Below are 16,433 nucleotides of genomic sequence, written 5' to 3' on the forward strand. Positions count from 1 at the left end.
CGGTGGCGGCGCGTCGGCAGGCCGGTGCGTCACGACGGGAGGGGACCGTGACCAGACTTCAGGGGGCGCTGGACCGTTCAGTCCGCGCGGGGCAGCGCCGCCGGGGGTGTACGGGGGACGCTGAGGGTCACCGTCAGGCCCCGCGGCTCATGGTGGTCGTACGAGATCGTGCCGCCACCCGCCGAAAGGAGGGCACGGGAGATGGAGAGGCCGAGTCCGGAGCCCTTGACGTTCTGGTGGCGGCCACTGCGCCAGAAGCGGTCGCCGATGCGGACCAGTTCCTCGTCCGACAGCCCGGGGCCGCCGTCGGTGATCACAATCGTGGAGGTGTTGCCGTGGGAGGCGACCGCGACGGTCACCACCTCGTCCGGCGGGGTGAACTTGAGCGCGTTGTCGACGACGGCGTCCAGTGCGCTGGAGAGGGCGATCGGATCCACCCACGCGGTGACGGCGGAGGTGTTCCCGGTGAGCCGGACACCCTTCTCCTCGGCGAGGGGACGCCAGGCCGCGACGCGCTCGGCGGCCAACTCGCCGATGTCGGTGAGTTCGAGGGCAGCGGAGGTGTGCTCGGCCAGCGCCAGGTCGAGCAGATCGTCGAGGACCTGGCTCAGGCGTTTCCCCTCGGTGCGGACGGAGGCGATCTCCTCATTGCCGTCGGGCAGTTCGAGCGCGAGGAGTTCGATACGCAGCAGCAGAGCGGCCAGGGGGTTGCGGAGCTGATGGGAGGCATCGGCGACAAAGGCCCGCTGCTGCTCCAGCACCTCTTCGACGTTGTCGGCCATCTCGTTGAAGGAACGGGCCAGGCGCCGCAGCTCCGGAGGGCCGCCGGCCACCGCGACCCGCGAGTTCAGCTGTCCGGTCGCGATGTCGTGGGTGGCCGCGTCCAGGACACGTACGGGCCGCAGCACCCAGCCGGTGAGCCGGAAGGCCGCGCCCACGGCGAGCAGCATCGCCGCGCTCTCCCCCGCCGCGATCAGCAGCCAGCCTCTCAGGACCCCGGCCCGCAGCTGCCCGGTGGGCGAGTCGGTGAGGACGACGGCGACGACGTCCCCGTCCCGGACGACGGGCGAGGCGACGACGAGGCGGCCGTCGTCCTGCCAGGGCCAGACCTGCGGCGGATCCTGGCTGCGCCGTCCCGACAGGGCTTCCCTGAATGCCTGCCGGCCGGCGCCGCCCAGGGGCACGGTCCAGTTCTCGGGGGACCGGGCCATGAAGCGCCGGCCGTCGCGGTAGAAGACGCCCGCGTTGATGCCGTAGGTGTCGTGGTACCGGTTGAGCTGGTCCTTGAGCGTGGAGCCCCGCTCATTGATCCTGCCCGGTTCCTCGGTGACGAACTGCGCGAGTGCGGCGAACCGTACGGTGTCGTCGATCCGGTCGACGACCACTTTCTGCTGGTGCGCGGCGGCAATGCTCACGGCGAGCGGGAAGCCCAGGGCGAGCAGTACCCCCGCCATGAGGACGATGAGCAGCGGGAGAAGTCGGGTACGCACAGGGGCCGGTCACGCGCTCGGCACGACGAGCCGGTAGCCGACACCGCGCACGGTCTCGATCAGCGCGGGCATCCGCAGTTTGGAGCGCAGGGAGGCCACATGGACCTCCAGAGTGCGGCCGGTCCCTTCCCAGCTGGTGCGCCACACCTCGCTGATGATCTGCTCCCGGCGGAAGACGACCCCCGGCCGCTGGGCGAGCAGCGCCAGGAGATCGAACTCCTTGCGCGTCAGCTGCACATCGTCACCGCCGACGCTGACGCGCCGGGTGGGCAGCTCGATGATCATCGGGCCGAGCCGCAGCGAGTGGTCCGGGGCAGCGGCCTGCGTCTCCTCGTTGTGGGAGGTCCGGCGGGCGACCGCGTGGATACGGGCCAGCAGCTCACCGGTGTCGTACGGCTTGACCACATAGTCGTCGGCACCGAGGTTGAGGCCGTGGATCCGGGACCGTACGTCGGACCGCGCGGTCACCATGATCACGGGCGTCGATGTGATCTTGCGGAGTTTTCCGCACACCTGATAGCCGTCCTGATCGGGCAGCCCCAGATCGAGCAGCACGACTCCGAAGGGCGCCTTGCCCGGGTGCGCGGCGGGCAGCACGGCGTGCAGCGCCTCCTCCCCGTTGCGGGCGTGCACCACCTCGAACCCGTGCCGGGCGAGCACCGCGGACAGGGCTGCGGCGACATGGTCGTCGTCCTCGACGAGCAGCAGTCTCATGGCCCCCCTCCGGTGGTGTGGTCCTGCTCGGTGATCGGCGTACCCACTCCGGCGTACCACGGCATCTAGGCCGATTTCCCACCGGGCAGTCAAGAGGGATTCAGCCCCTCCCGGCTTCCGTTATCCACCCGGTACTACACCCCTCAAACCCCTTCACGGAAAGTACCCGCCAGAGGCCGGATCGTTATCCTCAAGTTCCGCTCAGATGTAATGACGCTGGTCGCACCGCGTCACTAAGGTCCTCCCAATCGAGGAGGACGGAGCTGTAGGCCGATGAGCGGAGTATCAGTGTCCAAGGCCGTCGGGGATGCCGTTCCCCCCGCGGGCGACCTGGTCGTACTGAGCAACGTCAACAAGCACTTCGGCGCGCTGCATGTGCTCCAGGACATCGATCTGACCATCGCCAGAGGCGAGGTCGTGGTCGTCATCGGGCCCTCCGGGTCGGGTAAGTCCACGCTGTGCCGCACCATCAACCGCCTGGAGACGATCGACTCCGGTGCCATCTCCATCGATGGAAAGCCGCTTCCCCAGGAGGGCCGCGAACTCGCCAGGCTGCGCGCTGATGTCGGCATGGTCTTCCAGTCGTTCAACCTCTTCGCGCACAAGACCGTGCTGGAGAACGTCACCCTGGGCCAGGTCAAGGTCCGCAAGACCGACCGAAAGGCCGCCGAGCAGAAGGCGCGCAAGCTGCTCGACCGGGTCGGCGTCGGTTCACAGGCCGACAAGTATCCGGCCCAGCTCTCCGGCGGTCAGCAGCAGCGTGTGGCGATCGCACGGGCACTGGCGATGGACCCCAAGGTCATCCTTTTCGACGAACCCACCTCGGCACTCGACCCCGAAATGATCAACGAGGTTCTCGAGGTCATGCAGCAACTGGCGCGGGACGGAATGACGATGGTCGTCGTCACCCATGAGATGGGATTCGCCCGTTCCGCCGCGAACCGCGTGGTCTTCATGGCCGACGGCCGGATCGTCGAAGAGGCCACGCCCGACGCGTTCTTCAGCAACCCGCGCAGCGACCGGGCCAAGGACTTCCTGTCGAAGATCCTCCACCACTGACGTAGGGGCCGGTGCCACCGGCCGGCGTATCGGCGAACCACGACACAAGGGATGTTCCCCATGAAGCTTCTCAAGGTATCTGCGGCCGTCGCCTCGGTTCTGACCCTCTCTCTGGCCGCCACGGCGTGCGGCAAGAGCGACGACGGCGGCAGCGGTGGCGACAAGATCACCATCGGCATCAAGTTCGACCAGCCGGGCGTCGGACTGAAGACACAGGACGGCAAGTACACCGGCTTCGACGTCGACGTCGCCACCTACGTCGCCAAGGAACTGGGCTACGAGGCCGGGGACATCGTCTGGAAGCAGACGCCCAGCGCCGCGCGCGAAACCATGATCGCGGACGGCGATGTCAAGTTCATCGCCGCCAGCTACTCGATCAATGACAAGCGCAAGGCGAAGGTCGACTTCGCCGGTCCCTACTTCCTGGCCCATCAGGACCTGTTGCTCCGCGCCGACGAGACCTCCATCACCAAGGCCGGGGACCTCAACAGCAAGAAGCTCTGTTCGGTGACCGGCTCCACCTCGGCGCAGAACATCAAGGACGAGCTCGCACCCAAGGCGGACCTCCAGGAGCTCGGCGGCTACTCCGAGTGCCTGAACGGTCTGGAGAACAAGGCCGTCGACGCCCTGACCACGGACGACTCCATCCTGGCCGGATACGCCTCTCAGAAGGAGCACCAGGGCAAGTTCAAGCTCGCCGGGCTCAAGCTGAGCGACGAGAACTACGGCATCGGTCTCAAGAAGGGCGACAAGGAACTCCGGGACAAGATCAACAAAGCCCTGGAGAAGATGAAGTCGGACGGCTCCTGGGAGAAGTTCGTCAAGGCCAACTTCGGGCCGGCCAACTACAAGTACGAGCCCGCGCCGGCGATCACCGAGACCAGCTGACACCAGCGGTGACGTGTCACCGGCCCCGGCCGGTGACACGCGCCACGATCCGACCAGGAGAGATCGCGGGTCAACGTGTTCGATTTCCTTGATTCCGGGCAGTACGACCTGCTCGACGCGTTCTGGGTGACGGTCAAGCTCACCCTCTACTCGGCCATAGGCTCCCTGATCTGGGGGACGCTGCTGGCCGGCATGCGAGTCGGCCCCGTCCCGGTGATGCGGGCCTTCGCGACCGGCTACATCAACGTCGTCCGCAACACCCCTCTGACAGTCGTCATCGTCGCCTGCTGGCTGGGCCTCAACCAGACACTGGGGATCACGCTCGGCGGTGGCACCTTCAAGGACATGGGCTTCCGGATGGCCGTCTTCGGCCTCGTCGCCTACACCGGCACCTTCGTCTGCGAGGCACTGCGCTCCGGCATCAACACCGTTCCGGTCGGCCAGGCGGAGGCCGCCCGCGCGCTGGGGCTCAGTTTCCCGCAGGTGCTCACGCTGATCGTGCTCCCCCAGGCGTTCCGCTCCGTCGTGGCCCCGCTGGCGAATGTCCTGATCGCCCTGACCAAGAACACCACGATCGCCTCGGCGATCGGTGTGGCGGAGGCGTCGGCTCTGATGAAGACCATGGTCGAGAACGAGGCGGACGCGCTCTTCGCCGTCTTTGCGGTCTTCGCCTTCGGATTCATCGTTCTGACCCTTCCGACGGGCCTGTTGCTCGGCTGGGTCTCCAAGCGTGTGGCGGTGAAGCGATGACCTCCGTTCTGTACGACGAGCCGGGGCCCCGGGCCAAGCGGCGGAACCATCTGTACACCGTGCTGTTCCTCGTGGTCTTCGCGCTGACCGCATGGTGGGTGTTCAACGCCATGTCCGACAAGGGCCAGCTGGAATCGGACAAGTGGAGTCCCTTCGTCACGGACTCGAAGGTGTGGACCACCTTCCTGCTGCCGGGGCTCTGGGAGACGGTCAAGGCGGCCGCTCTCGCCGTCGTCATCGCCCTGCCGCTCGGCGCGGCACTCGGGATCGGCCGGCTCTCCGACCACGCCTGGGTCCGGGTACCCGTCGGGGCCGTGGTCGAGTTCTTCCGCGCCATTCCGGTACTGCTGCTGATGGTGTTCGCCAGCGCGGCGTTCGTGCAGTTCACCGACATCGAGTCGGACGTCCGCCCGATGTACGCCGTGATCACCGGACTGGTCCTCTACAACGCGTCCGTGATCGCCGAAATCGTACGGGCGGGAATCCTCTCCCTCCCGAACGGCCAGTCGGACGCCGCGAAGGCGATCGGCATGCGCAAGGGCCAGACGATGTCGTACGTCCTGCTGCCGCAGGCCGTCACCGCGATGCTGCCCGCGCTGGTCAGCCAGTTGGTGGTCATCGTCAAGGACACGGCCCTCGGTGGCGCGATCCTCGGCTTCTCCGAACTGCTGTACCAGAACCGCGCGATCACCGCCAACTACGGCGCCAACACCATCGCCACGCTCACGGTGATCGCGTTGATCTACATCGCCCTCAACTTCGTGCTCACCGGGTTCGCGAGCTGGCTGGAAGGCCGGATACGGCGGGCGAAGAAGAGCACGGGGGCGATCGTCGACATCGAGGAGATGGAGTCGGGCATCAGCAAGGTCTGACGAAGGTCCCCGGCGCGGAGCCCCGGACGACCGGCCGACGGGACTTCTCTTCCGGCCGATCGAGGTTGGCGGCGAACCGGCGGAGGCTTCCCGGCCGGTGACGGTTTCGCGGACCGGTCGTGGCGGGCCCTCCGGCCCCGCCGGACGGCAACAGACACTCCGGTCCGCGGGTGACCACGGCAGGCACCCCGGGCAGCCGGAGGCCGTGGCGAGTACGCCGGCCAGAAGGAGGCGGTGGCGCATCGGCGCCACCGCCTCCTTCTGCGCCCGGCGTGGCACCCCTGCCGCGCTCCCCCGCCCGTCTACGCTCTCCCTCCCACCCCTTTTCCGCCTCTTTCCTCCACCCAACCGCCCCATTTCGCTTCGGCCGGATCAGTGGCCGCCATGCCACTCCCGCGTCACTTGACGCAGGCACCCCCAGTCGGTTGCATACGTTCTGTGATCGCGTACCGGGGCTCCACCGCACCCAGCCGTACGACCGTCCGAGCCCGAGGAGTCACGCCGTGGACCCGGTGATCGTCATCGGCGCCGGTCCGGTCGGACTCGCGCTCTCGCTCGCCCTCGCCCAGCAGAGCGTGCCCTCCGTCGTGCTCGACGAGAGCGGCGGAAGGGACGAACCGAGGCCCGCCCGCACGGTGGTGCTCCGCCCGGACACGGCGGCCCTGGTGGAGCGGCTGGGCTGCACCACGGTGCGTGACGAAGGGGCCCGCTGGACAGGCTGGCGCTCCCTGCGGCGCAAGCAGGAGGTACGGCAGCAGGCACTGGGCGCCGACACCGTGCCGTCCCCCCTGCACATCCCCCAGCACGCCCTGACCCGTGGGCTGAGGGACGCGGTCGCCACCCAGCCGTTGATCGAACTGGTCACCGAGAGCCGGCTGGACTCCCTGGAGCAGGACGCCGACGGAGTCACCGCCCACACCCGCGGCCCGAGGGCGACCTGGTGGCGCGGCAGCCATCTGGTGGGCTGCGACGGCGCTCGTTCGACGGTCCGCAAGCTCCTCGGTATCCGCTTTCCCGGGCGGACGGCCGTGGAACGGCATGCCGTCGCGACCCTGCGGACCGAACTCCCCTGGCCCGACGAAGCGTTGCTGCACCGACAGCCGCCGTGGCGCTCGGGCGGCGAGGAGGCCACGGCACGGCCCCTCCCCGACGACGTGTGGCGGCTGGACTGGCTGCTGCCGGCCGGGGGCGAGCTGGTCACTCCCGACTCCCTGGTGGCCCGCGTCCGCGACACCCTGGCCGGCTGGTGCGACGGCACACCTCCCTATGAACTCCTCGACACCGGCGTCTACACGGTCCACCACCGTCTCGCGCGGCGCTGGCGCGTGGACCGGGCCTTCCTCGCGGGCGACGCGGCCCATCTGCTCGGCGCGCTCGGCACACAGGGGCTCGACGAGGGCCTGCGCGACGCCGACAACCTGGCGTGGAAGCTCGCCCTCGCCTGGCACCACGGTGGGTCCCCCACCCTGCTCGACAGCTACCAGGCCGAGCGCCGGGCCTGTGTGGCGGCCCGGCTGCGCGCCGCCGACCAGGCGCTGCCGATACTGCGCGGCGGCAGCGCCCTGCGCACCTACCTGCCGGGCGCGACGCGCGGGCACGACACCCTCCTCGCCGACGGCCATCTGGGGCAGGGCCCCCTGGGCGCGCCCCCCGTCTACGCGCACTCCCCCCTCGCACCCGAATACGCCCCCTCGCAGACAGCCGTCGGCACGGAGGCGGGCGCTCCGGTCGAGGACGTACGGGTGACGGCACCCGACGGGACGAGCGCCCGGCTGCGGGACCGGCTGGGGCAGGGCCGGTTGCTGGTCCTGCTGGTCGCGCCCGGCACGGGGGTGTGGGACCGCCGGCACTGGCAGAGCGCGGGGGTGATGCCGAGACTGGCGGCGGCGGTGTCCGCGCTGCCGGTACGCGCCGAGTTGCTGGTGACGGAGAACTACCCGGGCGCACCCGCGCACGCGGTCCTGCTCGTACGCCCGGACGGGCACCTCGTCGCCGCGTTCAGCGGTGTACGGCCCGCGGAGTTGTACGCGGCGGCCGACGCGGCGCGCGGCGGCGCGCCCTCCTCGGCGCGCAGTGACCGTACCGCGGACGTCAATTGACCACGGAGAGTCCCCGTGGTGTACTCCGGAGCGTGACCGACACCGATGTGCGCCTGTGGCGGAGGGTCCATATGGATCTCCTCCGCTACGCGGGCTGCGTGTGTCGACCGTCCTGCTGAATTCGCCCCTTCCCCGCGCCGCCACCTGCCGTGACCGCGCGCGCCCCAGCGAACTTCCAGGACGGTTCTCCATGTCCCCATCTGTCTTCCCGTCTCCCGGCACGTCCGCCGCGTCTTCTCCGGCCGCGTCACCGACCGCGGCCGAACTGCTCGACTTCGTACGGGAGGCCGCGGCCGACGCCGAGTTGGTCGCCTCCCTTCCCCTCGATCCCGAGGGCCGCACCTGGGTACGCCTCGAAGGGCCGGGCGGCAGTGAGGCGTGGCTGATCGGCTGGCCGCCCGGGACGGGCACCGGCTGGCACGACCACGCCGAGTCCCTGGGCGCGTTCGCCGCGGCGGCGGGCGAGTTGACCGAGAACTCCCTCTCCGTACGGCTGCCCGCGAGTGGCTGGAAGACCCTCGAACTGCACGAGGACCTGGACCGCGAGCGGCGGGTGGCGGCGGGCCAGGGCCGCGCGTTCGGCAGGCACCATGTGCACGAGGTGCTGAACGAGTCAACCTCCGAACACGCCGTATCGGTCCACGCCTACTACCCGCCGCTGCCGCTGATCCGGCGCTTCAGCCGGACCGGTGCGGTGCTCCGTTTCGAGCAGGTCGAGCGTCCGGAGGACTGGCAGTGAGCGAGCCGATCGGAATCGACGAACTCCTGGAGCAGGTCCGCGGGGAGCTGGACCGAATAGGGCCCGTGCAGGCATTCGGCGAGGCCGCCGACGGAGCCCTTCTCGTGGACATCCGCTACGCGGCCCTGCGCGAGCGCGACGGTCTGATCCCCGGCGCCCTGGTCGTGGAGCGCAATGAACTGGAGTGGCGGCTGGATCCACTGGGCAGTCATCGCGCTCCGGAGGCGGTCGGCCATGACCTCCGCGTCGTGGTCGTCTGCAACGAGGGCTACGCCTCCTCCCTGGCGGCCGCCTCCCTTCGCCGGCTGGGGCTGCACCGTGCGACCGATCTCATCGGCGGCTTCCAGGCATGGAAGGCGGCGGGTCTTCCGACACAGGGCTGAGCCGACCGCGTACCGCCGTCGGGCGGTTGGGGCCTCGGTGCTGGTCGGTGACAACTCCTCGACGCAGCACCCGCCGGTGCCAGCCGGAGCGGGCACCCGGCATGTGCTCCGGGCGGGGAGCAGACGCTTCGGGCAGGGGCGGAGGGCCCGCCCGGAGGGTGTGCCCGGCCGCCCCGCGGCGTCCCTAGAAACCTTCGGGTATGTCCTCCATGTCCTCCCCCTCTTCCTCCAGCGCCCGTCTGACCACGCGGAGGGCCATCCCCTCCCCGTATCCCTTGCGGGCGAGCATTCCCGCGAGCCGGCGGATGCGGCGGTCGCGGTCGAGGCCGCGGGTGGCGGGGAGTCTGCGGGCAACGAGCGCGCGGGCGGTCTCCTCCTCGCGCTCGGAGTCCAGTCGCTCGACCGCCTCGTCGATCAGGGCCGCGTCCACGCCCTTGGTCCGCAGCTCGCGCGCCAGCGCGCGTCTGGCGAGGCCCCGGCCGTGGTGCCGGGACTCCACCCACGCACCGGCGAAGGCCGCGTCGTCGATGAGACCCACGTCCTCGAAGCGGGAGAGGATCTCCTCGGCGACCTCCTCGGGGATCTCCCGCTTGCGGAGCGCGTCCGCGAGCTGCTTGCGGGTGCGCGGGGTGCCGGTGAGCAGGCGCAGGCAGATCGCCCGCGCCCGCTCCGCCGGATCCTGGGGCGACAGCTCCTTCCCGGCCCTCGACGGGTCGGAGCTGTCGCCCGGCCATTCGGTGCGCCGGGCCATCGTCAGCTCTTGGTCGCCGCCGCCTTGGCCACCTTGGCCTTGCCGGCGGGCGCGGGCACGGACTTCGCCGGCTCATCGGCGGGAGCCGCGGCACCCTCCGCGTCGGCCCCCGGCTCGGCGGCCGGAGTCTCCACCTTGACGCCCACGCCCAGCTTGTCCTTGATCTTCTTCTCGATCTCATCGGCGAGATCGGGATTGTCCTTCAGGAAGTTGCGCGCGTTCTCCTTGCCCTGGCCGAGCTGGTCGCCCTCATACGTGTACCAAGCACCGGCCTTGCGGACGAAGCCGTGCTCCACACCCATGTCGATCAGACCGCCCTCGCGGCTGATGCCCTGTCCGTACAGGATGTCGAACTCGGCCTGCTTGAAGGGCGGCGCGACCTTGTTCTTGACGACCTTCACACGCGTGCGGTTGCCGACCGCGTCGGTGCCGTCTTTCAGGGTCTCGATACGACGGATGTCCAGACGCACCGAGGCATAGAACTTGAGCGCGCGGCCACCGGTCGTGGTCTCGGGCGAGCCGAACATCACGCCGATCTTCTCGCGGAGCTGGTTGATGAAGATCGCGGTGGTCTTCGACTGGTTCAGAGCGCTGGTGATCTTCCGGAGCGCCTGGCTCATCAGCCGCGCCTGAAGACCGACGTGCGAGTCGCCCATCTCCCCCTCGATCTCCGCCCGCGGCACCAGTGCGGCGACGGAGTCGATGACGATCAGGTCGAGCGCGCCGGAGCGGACCAGCATGTCGACGATCTCGAGCGCCTGCTCACCGTTGTCCGGCTGGGACAGGATGAGGGAGTCGATGTCGACGCCCAGCTTCTTCGCGTACTCCGGGTCGAGGGCGTGCTCGGCGTCCACGAAGGCGACCGAGCCGCCCGCCTTCTGCGCATTGGCCACGGCGTGCAGGGTCAGGGTCGTCTTGCCGGAGGACTCGGGGCCGTACACCTCCACCACGCGGCCGCGCGGCAGGCCGCCGACGCCGAGCGCGACGTCGAGCGCGGTCGATCCGGTGGGGATGACCTCGATGGGCTCGTTCGGCCGCTCGCCGAGCCGCATCACCGCGCCCTTGCCGAATTGTCGTTCAATCTGTGCGAGCGCGGCGTCGAGCGCCTTCTCGCGGTCGGTTCCTGCCATGGGTTCCACCCGATTTGCTTGAGTCGATCGCTTCACGTCAAAGACGCTAACCCCTGCCACTGACAATGGGCCCCGACGCCCTCCAGCCTGTGGACAACTCCAGGAATCCCGAAGCGCCGGAACCCTCATAAGAATGGATGTTCGATTTCAGTGTCAAGCGCACCCCCCGGCGCACCGCCGACCGTTCCCACCCGCCCGTGCGCCCCTCCGTCGGGGCCGCGGAGCCTTCCCGCCACGCCGCCGCCCCGGCCGAACGCGCCACCATCCACCGCCGCCCACGCCGCCGGGCCGTGCCGCCGACCACAACGAACGCACCGCGGACCGCGGACCGCACCAAGCCGACCCGGGCCGCGGTCCGCCGCCGGGTCCCCGTCCCGCGGGAGAATCGGCAGGAGATTTGTCAGTCACCCCCCTTACGCTGTGTGTCACTTCGTGATCTGTGAGGGGGGACCTCGCGATCGCCCGTTCATGTGTGTACGCGAGGTGATGTGCCGTGACTTCCGCCGCCGGGGCCGAAAAGACCCCACCCGGCCCCAGCAGCTTCCAGGTGGATCTGCGAGGCCTGGTCGACCTGCTCTCCCACCATCTGTACTCCAGCCCCCGGGTCTACGTCCGGGAGCTGCTCCAGAACGCGGTGGACGCGATCACCGCGCGCCACGCGCTCGACCCCGGCGCGCGGATCCGCATCCGGCTCTCCTCCGTGGGCGGCCGGGTCTCGGTCGAGGACAGCGGCATCGGTCTGACCACCGACGAGGTCCACACCCTGCTCGCCACCATCGGCCGCAGCTCCAAGCGCGGCGATGAGCAAGGCCTGGAGTCCGCCCGGAGCGAGTTCCTCGGCCGGTTCGGCATCGGACTGCTCGCCTGTTTTGTCGTGGCACGCCGGATCCGGGTGGTCACCCGCTCGGCCCGTACGCCCGACGCGCTCCCCGTGGAGTGGCTGGCCTCCGACGACGGCTCGTACACCGTCAGGGTCCTGCCGGCCGAGGCGCGGCCCGAGCCGGGCACCACCGTGTATCTGGAGCCGCGCCCCGGTGCCGAGGAGTGGACCCGGGCGGACCGGGTCGAGGAGCTGGCCCGCGACTTCGGCTCGCTGCTCCCGTACGACATCGCCTTCACCGCCGGTGACGGCGTCGAGCGTCCCGTCACCGACCGGCCCGCGGTCTGGGACCGTGACTATCCCACCCCCGTGGCCCGGCGGGTGGCGCTCGCGGAACACTGCTCGGAGCTCTTCGGGTTCAGTCCCCTCGACTCGATCGACCTCGATCTGCCGGTCGCCGGGGTGCGCGGGGTGGCGTACGTCCTGCCGGAGCCGACCAGCCCCGCCCACCGGGCCGGACACCGCGTCCATCTCAAGGGCATGTTCCTCACCGACCGCGCGGACAGCCTGCTGCCGGACTGGGCCTTCTTCGTCCGCGCCGTGGTGGACACCGACTCGCTGCGCCCCACCGCCTCCCGCGAGAACCTGTACGACGACGAGACGCTCGCCGCCGTCCGCGACGCCCTCGGCGCACGTGTGCGGCAGTGGCTCGGGGAACTGGCGGCGGGCGACCCCCAGCGGCTGGCCACCTTCCTCGGCGTCCACCACCTGGGTGTGAAGTCCCTGGCCAGATATGACGCCGAGCTGTTCGAACTGATGCTTCCCTGGCTGCCGTTCGAGACCAGTGACGGACAGCTGAGTCTGGAGGAGTTCACCGCCGCGCACCCGGAGATCCACTTCACCCGGACCGTCGAGGAGTTCCGGCAGATCGCCCCGATCGCCGCCGCTCACGGCCTGGGCGTGGTCAACGCCGGATACACCTACGACGCGGATCTGCTCGCGCTGCTGCCCGGTCTCCGTCCCGCCCTGAAGGTCACCGAACTGGACGCCGGAGCCGTCACCGAGCGGCTGGACCCCGTCTCCACCACCGCGGAGCTGGCCCTGGCCTCCTTCCTCGCGACCGCGCGCACCCGCCTGGATCCGCACAGCTGCGACGTGGCACTGCGCGCCTTCCAGCCCGTGACGGTGCCCGCGCTGTTCCTCGACGACCGGCAGGCACGGCACGAGAGGGACCGTGCCTCGGCCCAGGAGAGCGCCGACTCGCTGTGGAACGACCTCCTCGGCTCCCTGCGCGGTTCCGCCCCTCGCGCCCGCCTGGTGCTCAACCACAACAATCCGCTGATCCGCAGGATCGCCTCCCTGCCCGACCCCGAGCTGACCGCCACCGCGGTCGAGGCGCTGTACGGGCAGGCCCTGCTGATGTCGCAGCGTCCGCTGCGCCCCGCCGACTCCACCCTGCTCAACCGGGCCTTCCTCGGGCTGCTGGAATGGGCGACCCACTCCGCCGCCCGGACCGCCGATCCCCAGGAGGACCAGCAGTGACCGCACCGACCCCCGAGGAGATCCTCCAGGGCCTGAACGAGAACGCGGGCGCTCCCTACGGGACGGCGCGCAACGCCCGGGCGGAGGCGCTCAGCGCGGCCGCCGAGGCCACCAAGGACCCCGCGCTGTACCGCCGGGCCCTCAACGACCTGATCGACGCGTACGAATGGAGCTCGGAGCGCACCAGGATGGTGGTGCCCTTCGCCCGTCTCGTCCAGGAGTACGACCGCGACCCGTCGTCCTTCGCCCCTCACGAGGTCCACAACCTGTACTGGCAGTTCAAGTGGGTGGCCGGGCGGATCGTCGAGTCCCCGGAGATCCCGCTGGAGACGGTCGACCGGTGGCTGGCCGACATGCGGCGCCGATACCGGCTGGCCGGGTTCAGCGAGAGGGCGGTCCACCAGGCCGAGTTCCATCTCGCCGACGCGACCGGCGACGAGGCGCGCATGGAGCGGTCCATGGCGGGCTGGACCGCCGCCGACCGCGACGGGATGAGCGACTGCCACGCCTGCGAGCTGAACACCCAGGGCTGGTTCTCCTCGCGCACGGGCGACGACGACCGGGCGATCGAGATCTGGGAGCCGGTGCTGTCCGGCGGGATGTCCTGCATGGAGGAACCGCACCGGGTGCTCGCGCACTCGCTGCTGCCGCTGGTCCGGCTCGGCCGGCTCTCGGACGCCCGCGCCCACCATCTGCGCGGATACCGCCTGGCCCGCGGCAAGGAGAGTCTGCTGCGCTCGGTCGGCGAGCACATCGAATTCTGCGCCCTGACCGGGAACGAGTCGCGCGGTCTGGAGATCCTCGCCGAGCACGCCTCACACCTCGGCCCGCTCGCGGACGTCGAGGCGCAGATGGAGTTCGCCGCCGGAGTCCTGGTCCTGCTGCGCCGTCTGCGCAACCTCGGGCTGGGCGACCGGCCCGCGGCCCTCTACCAGGGCACGGGCCGCACCGCGGACGAGCTGTACCACCTGCTGTACGAGGGCGCGACGGCCATCGCCGCCCGGTTCGACGCCCGCAACGGCACCACGCTCGTCTCGGAGCGGCTCGCCGAGCGTATCGGCAGAGAGCCGCTGGTCGAGACGCTGCCGCTCGGGGTGCGCGGCGCTGATCTCCCCGGCCCGGCGCCCGCGTCCGCGCCGGGCGCGGCCGTACGGGGAGGGGCACCGGCCTCGGGGACGTCCGGCGCGGGGTCGGGCGGTCCGTTCCGCGCCGGCCGGGACGCCGGCCTCACGGGCCCGGACGACGGTGACCTGGCCGGGCTGATCGAGCAGGCGCGGGAGGCGCGGCGGAGGGGCCGTCCGGCCGCCCGGACCCTCTGGGCGGAGGTCGTCCGGCGCACCGGCGCGGGTGAGGAGGTCGCCGACCCGGAGCTGGCCGGGGACCTGCTGGAGTACCGGGCCACGGCGGCGACGGACGCCGACGACCCGGAAGGGCGGGAGCTTTTCGCCCGGGCAATCGAGGCCCATCGGGCGGCAGGCCGGCCCAGCAGGGCCGCCTACGCCCTGCTGGCCGACGCGGGGGCCGCGACGCGCCTCGGCGCGGAGCCCGAGGAGATCCGCGCGCTGCTCACCGCTGCGGTGCGGGCGGCCGGGGACCTGGACGAGACGGAGCCGGAGCGTCCCCGCCGTATGGCCCAGGCCGAACTGGCCCGGATCCGGATCGAGTCGTTCCTGCTGGACCGGGAGCGTGCCGAAACCACCCGGGAGGAGCCGGAGAACAGCCGGTCGGCAGCCGCACTCGAAGCCTTCGTCACCGCCCTGTCCAGCGACCCCGGGGTGGCGGTCACCGGCCCGGGCGGCCACGCGGACGTCCTCGCCCAGGCGGAGCTGACCCTGGCGAGGCTGGCTCTCTCGACGGGTGATCTCGCCGCGGCCGACACCCTGCTCACCGCTGCCGCCCGGGGCTTTCTGACCGCGGAGCGGCCCTGGCTCGCTGTGGAGCCGCTGGGGCTGCGGGCGAGTGTGCTGGCGAGCGGAGGAGATCTCGACGGCGCCGAGTCCACCGCCCGGACGGCGCTCGGCCATGCCGCCGAGTCGGACGACGTCGGGGAACAGGCCGGGATACGGCTGACGCTCGCGGAGATCCTGCTGTGCAAGGGCGGTCAGGCCGAGGAGGCCGCCCGGCACGCGCTCGACGCGGCGCACCGGCTCGACCGCGCGGGCCTGGCCGCGACCGGGGGCACCCGGGCGCGTGTGCTGCTGTCCCGTGCGTACGCGGAGGCGGGGCGCACGGCCGAGGCGGCCGAGATCCTGCTGTCCGCGCTCCCCGATCTGGTGGAGCACGACGAGGAGGGGGCCGTCGAGGCCCGGCAGACGCTCGGCGGGCTGCTGCGCGAACTGCACGACCCCGAGGCGGCGGCCGAGCAGTATCTGCTGGCCGCGGAGACCGCGAGCACATGGGACAACCCCCGTCCCCAGGCGGTCCTGGCGCACGCGGCGGCGGAAGCGCTGGCCGCCGCGGACATGCTCGCGGAGTCCCGGTCGGCGTACGCGCGCGCCCTGGAGCTGTGGCAGCGGGCGGGTGACAACCCGGTCGGCGAGGTGCGGGTGCTGCGTTCGATGGCCTGGCTGGCGGTGGAGGGCGAGCCGGGCGAGGAGGACTACGGGCGGGCCCGCGCCCTGATGGACCGGGCGTTCGCCGTCGTCCAGGACTCCGACAGGCCCGAGCTGCGCTACGAGTGGGCGCAGACCTGCCAGCAGCTCGCCCACCTGCTGGAGAACTCCCTCCACTGCGACGCGGAAGAGGCGTTCGGCGGACCCGTCCGACCCGGTGACCACACGATGTCCCGCGACTCCGGTGACTCCCGTGACTCCGGTCCGGAGGACTTCCACGACGGGGGTGAGGCCCGGGAGAACGCGGCAGAGGTCCTGTCGGGGACCGTCGACCGCGAGGACGCGGCGGTACGCGAACAGACGGTCCGGTTGCTGGACCAGGCGGCCTCGGTCTACCGGGAGCTGGGCGGGAGCACCCTGCCCGACCGCTTCCAGTGCCTGGTCCGCGCGGCTGAGGCGGAGCGCGAGTTGGGCAGGGCACCGGACGGGGCGGCCCGCATCGCGGCCCTCATCTCCGAACTCGACGGCATGGAGGGAGACACCGCGGCCGGGCTGCTGCGCCGGGCCGAGCTGATACACGACCGGATGTGACGCCCACCGGGGTGGCCGCTTCCAGAGGCGTCCCCGGGGCCGCTCCCGGACGT

The 16,433-nt window shown here is 71.0% G+C and carries 14 protein-coding genes; 10 read left to right on the top strand and 4 right to left on the bottom strand.

Going from position 1 to position 16,433, the window contains the following annotated elements; all coding sequences use genetic code 11:
* Nucleotides 1–77 precede the first annotated feature (77 nt).
* A complete protein-coding gene (locus tag ACFYT4_RS23350; protein WP_389272179.1) occupies nucleotides 78–1,490 on the bottom strand; it encodes a sensor histidine kinase in 1,413 nt (470 codons plus the stop codon).
* A gap of 9 nt (nucleotides 1,491–1,499) precedes the next feature.
* Nucleotides 1,500–2,204, bottom strand: a complete 705-nt coding sequence (locus ACFYT4_RS23355; RefSeq protein ID WP_389272182.1) for a response regulator transcription factor — start codon at nucleotides 2,202–2,204, stop codon at nucleotides 1,500–1,502.
* Nucleotides 2,205–2,477: 273 nt separating this feature from the next.
* Between ACFYT4_RS23355 and ACFYT4_RS23360 the strand changes: the two genes are divergently transcribed.
* The 8 genes from ACFYT4_RS23360 to ACFYT4_RS23395 all read left to right on the top strand — a co-directional run bounded on the left by ACFYT4_RS23360 (nucleotide 2,478) and on the right by ACFYT4_RS23395 (nucleotide 8,994).
* On the top strand, nucleotides 2,478–3,263 hold the full coding sequence (locus tag ACFYT4_RS23360; RefSeq protein WP_389272185.1) for an amino acid ABC transporter ATP-binding protein: 786 nt from the start codon (nucleotides 2,478–2,480) through the stop codon (nucleotides 3,261–3,263).
* Nucleotides 3,264–3,323: 60 nt separating this feature from the next.
* Entirely contained in the window at nucleotides 3,324–4,151 is an 828-nt protein-coding gene (locus ACFYT4_RS23365) for a glutamate ABC transporter substrate-binding protein (RefSeq protein ID WP_389272188.1), read from the top strand.
* A gap of 75 nt (nucleotides 4,152–4,226) precedes the next feature.
* Nucleotides 4,227–4,901 (top strand): amino acid ABC transporter permease, encoded by a 675-nt coding sequence (locus ACFYT4_RS23370; protein ID WP_389272191.1) that lies wholly within the window; start codon nucleotides 4,227–4,229, stop codon nucleotides 4,899–4,901.
* The gene (locus ACFYT4_RS23375; RefSeq protein ID WP_389272194.1) at nucleotides 4,898–5,773 is read left to right on the top strand and encodes an amino acid ABC transporter permease; all 876 of its coding nucleotides are present in this window, start codon (nucleotides 4,898–4,900) and stop codon (nucleotides 5,771–5,773) included. Before ACFYT4_RS23370 ends, ACFYT4_RS23375 begins: the two co-directional genes overlap by 4 nt.
* Before the next feature lie 503 nt (nucleotides 5,774–6,276).
* The gene (locus ACFYT4_RS23380) at nucleotides 6,277–7,872 is read left to right on the top strand and encodes an FAD-dependent monooxygenase (protein ID WP_389272197.1); all 1,596 of its coding nucleotides are present in this window, start codon (nucleotides 6,277–6,279) and stop codon (nucleotides 7,870–7,872) included.
* A gap of 47 nt (nucleotides 7,873–7,919) precedes the next feature.
* Nucleotides 7,920–7,991: a putative leader peptide gene (locus ACFYT4_RS23385; RefSeq protein WP_310851512.1), complete on the top strand. Its 72-nt coding sequence runs from the start codon at nucleotides 7,920–7,922 to the stop codon at nucleotides 7,989–7,991.
* 71 nt (nucleotides 7,992–8,062) lie between these two features.
* On the top strand, nucleotides 8,063–8,611 hold the full coding sequence (locus ACFYT4_RS23390; protein WP_389272200.1) for a cysteine dioxygenase: 549 nt from the start codon (nucleotides 8,063–8,065) through the stop codon (nucleotides 8,609–8,611).
* A complete protein-coding gene (locus ACFYT4_RS23395) occupies nucleotides 8,608–8,994 on the top strand; it encodes a rhodanese-like domain-containing protein (RefSeq protein WP_389272203.1) in 387 nt (128 codons plus the stop codon). The genes ACFYT4_RS23390 and ACFYT4_RS23395 overlap by 4 nt, the downstream gene beginning before the upstream one ends.
* A gap of 184 nt (nucleotides 8,995–9,178) precedes the next feature.
* Here the strand turns inward: ACFYT4_RS23395 and recX are convergent, their stop codons facing one another.
* Together recX and recA are read right to left on the bottom strand one after the other, a co-directional pair.
* Nucleotides 9,179–9,745 (bottom strand): recombination regulator RecX, encoded by a 567-nt coding sequence (gene recX / locus ACFYT4_RS23400; protein WP_389272206.1) that lies wholly within the window; start codon nucleotides 9,743–9,745, stop codon nucleotides 9,179–9,181.
* Between the two features lie 2 nt (nucleotides 9,746–9,747).
* Nucleotides 9,748–10,875, bottom strand: coding sequence for a recombinase RecA (gene recA / locus ACFYT4_RS23405; RefSeq protein ID WP_389272209.1), 1,128 nt, complete (start codon nucleotides 10,873–10,875; stop codon nucleotides 9,748–9,750).
* A 493-nt stretch (nucleotides 10,876–11,368) separates the two neighbouring features.
* On the opposite strand from recA, the gene ACFYT4_RS23410 reads away from it, so the two are divergent.
* Together ACFYT4_RS23410 and ACFYT4_RS23415 are read left to right on the top strand one after the other, a co-directional pair.
* Nucleotides 11,369–13,237, top strand: coding sequence for an HSP90 family protein (locus tag ACFYT4_RS23410; protein ID WP_389272212.1), 1,869 nt, complete (start codon nucleotides 11,369–11,371; stop codon nucleotides 13,235–13,237).
* Nucleotides 13,234–16,380, top strand: a complete 3,147-nt coding sequence (locus ACFYT4_RS23415) for a hypothetical protein (protein WP_389272215.1) — start codon at nucleotides 13,234–13,236, stop codon at nucleotides 16,378–16,380. The genes ACFYT4_RS23410 and ACFYT4_RS23415 overlap by 4 nt, the downstream gene beginning before the upstream one ends.
* Nucleotides 16,381–16,433: the final 53 nt, after the last annotated feature.

Source organism: Streptomyces sp. NPDC004609 (assembly GCF_042873655.1).
Lineage (GTDB): Bacteria > Actinomycetota > Actinomycetes > Streptomycetales > Streptomycetaceae > Streptomyces.

What these genes read in the sequence shown, in the direction of transcription:
- recX (WP_389272206.1), bottom strand. Translation starts at nt 9,745, where the DNA reads ATGGCCCGGCGCACCGAATGGCCGGGCGACAGCTCCGACCCGTCGAGG.
- ACFYT4_RS23360 (WP_389272185.1), top strand. Translation starts at nt 2,478, where the DNA reads ATGAGCGGAGTATCAGTGTCCAAGGCCGTCGGGGATGCCGTTCCCCCC.
- ACFYT4_RS23390 (WP_389272200.1), top strand. Translation starts at nt 8,063, where the DNA reads ATGTCCCCATCTGTCTTCCCGTCTCCCGGCACGTCCGCCGCGTCTTCT.
- ACFYT4_RS23375 (WP_389272194.1), top strand. Translation starts at nt 4,898, where the DNA reads ATGACCTCCGTTCTGTACGACGAGCCGGGGCCCCGGGCCAAGCGGCGG.
- recA (WP_389272209.1), bottom strand. Translation starts at nt 10,875, where the DNA reads ATGGCAGGAACCGACCGCGAGAAGGCGCTCGACGCCGCGCTCGCACAG.
- ACFYT4_RS23365 (WP_389272188.1), top strand. Translation starts at nt 3,324, where the DNA reads ATGAAGCTTCTCAAGGTATCTGCGGCCGTCGCCTCGGTTCTGACCCTC.
- ACFYT4_RS23355 (WP_389272182.1), bottom strand. Translation starts at nt 2,204, where the DNA reads ATGAGACTGCTGCTCGTCGAGGACGACGACCATGTCGCCGCAGCCCTG.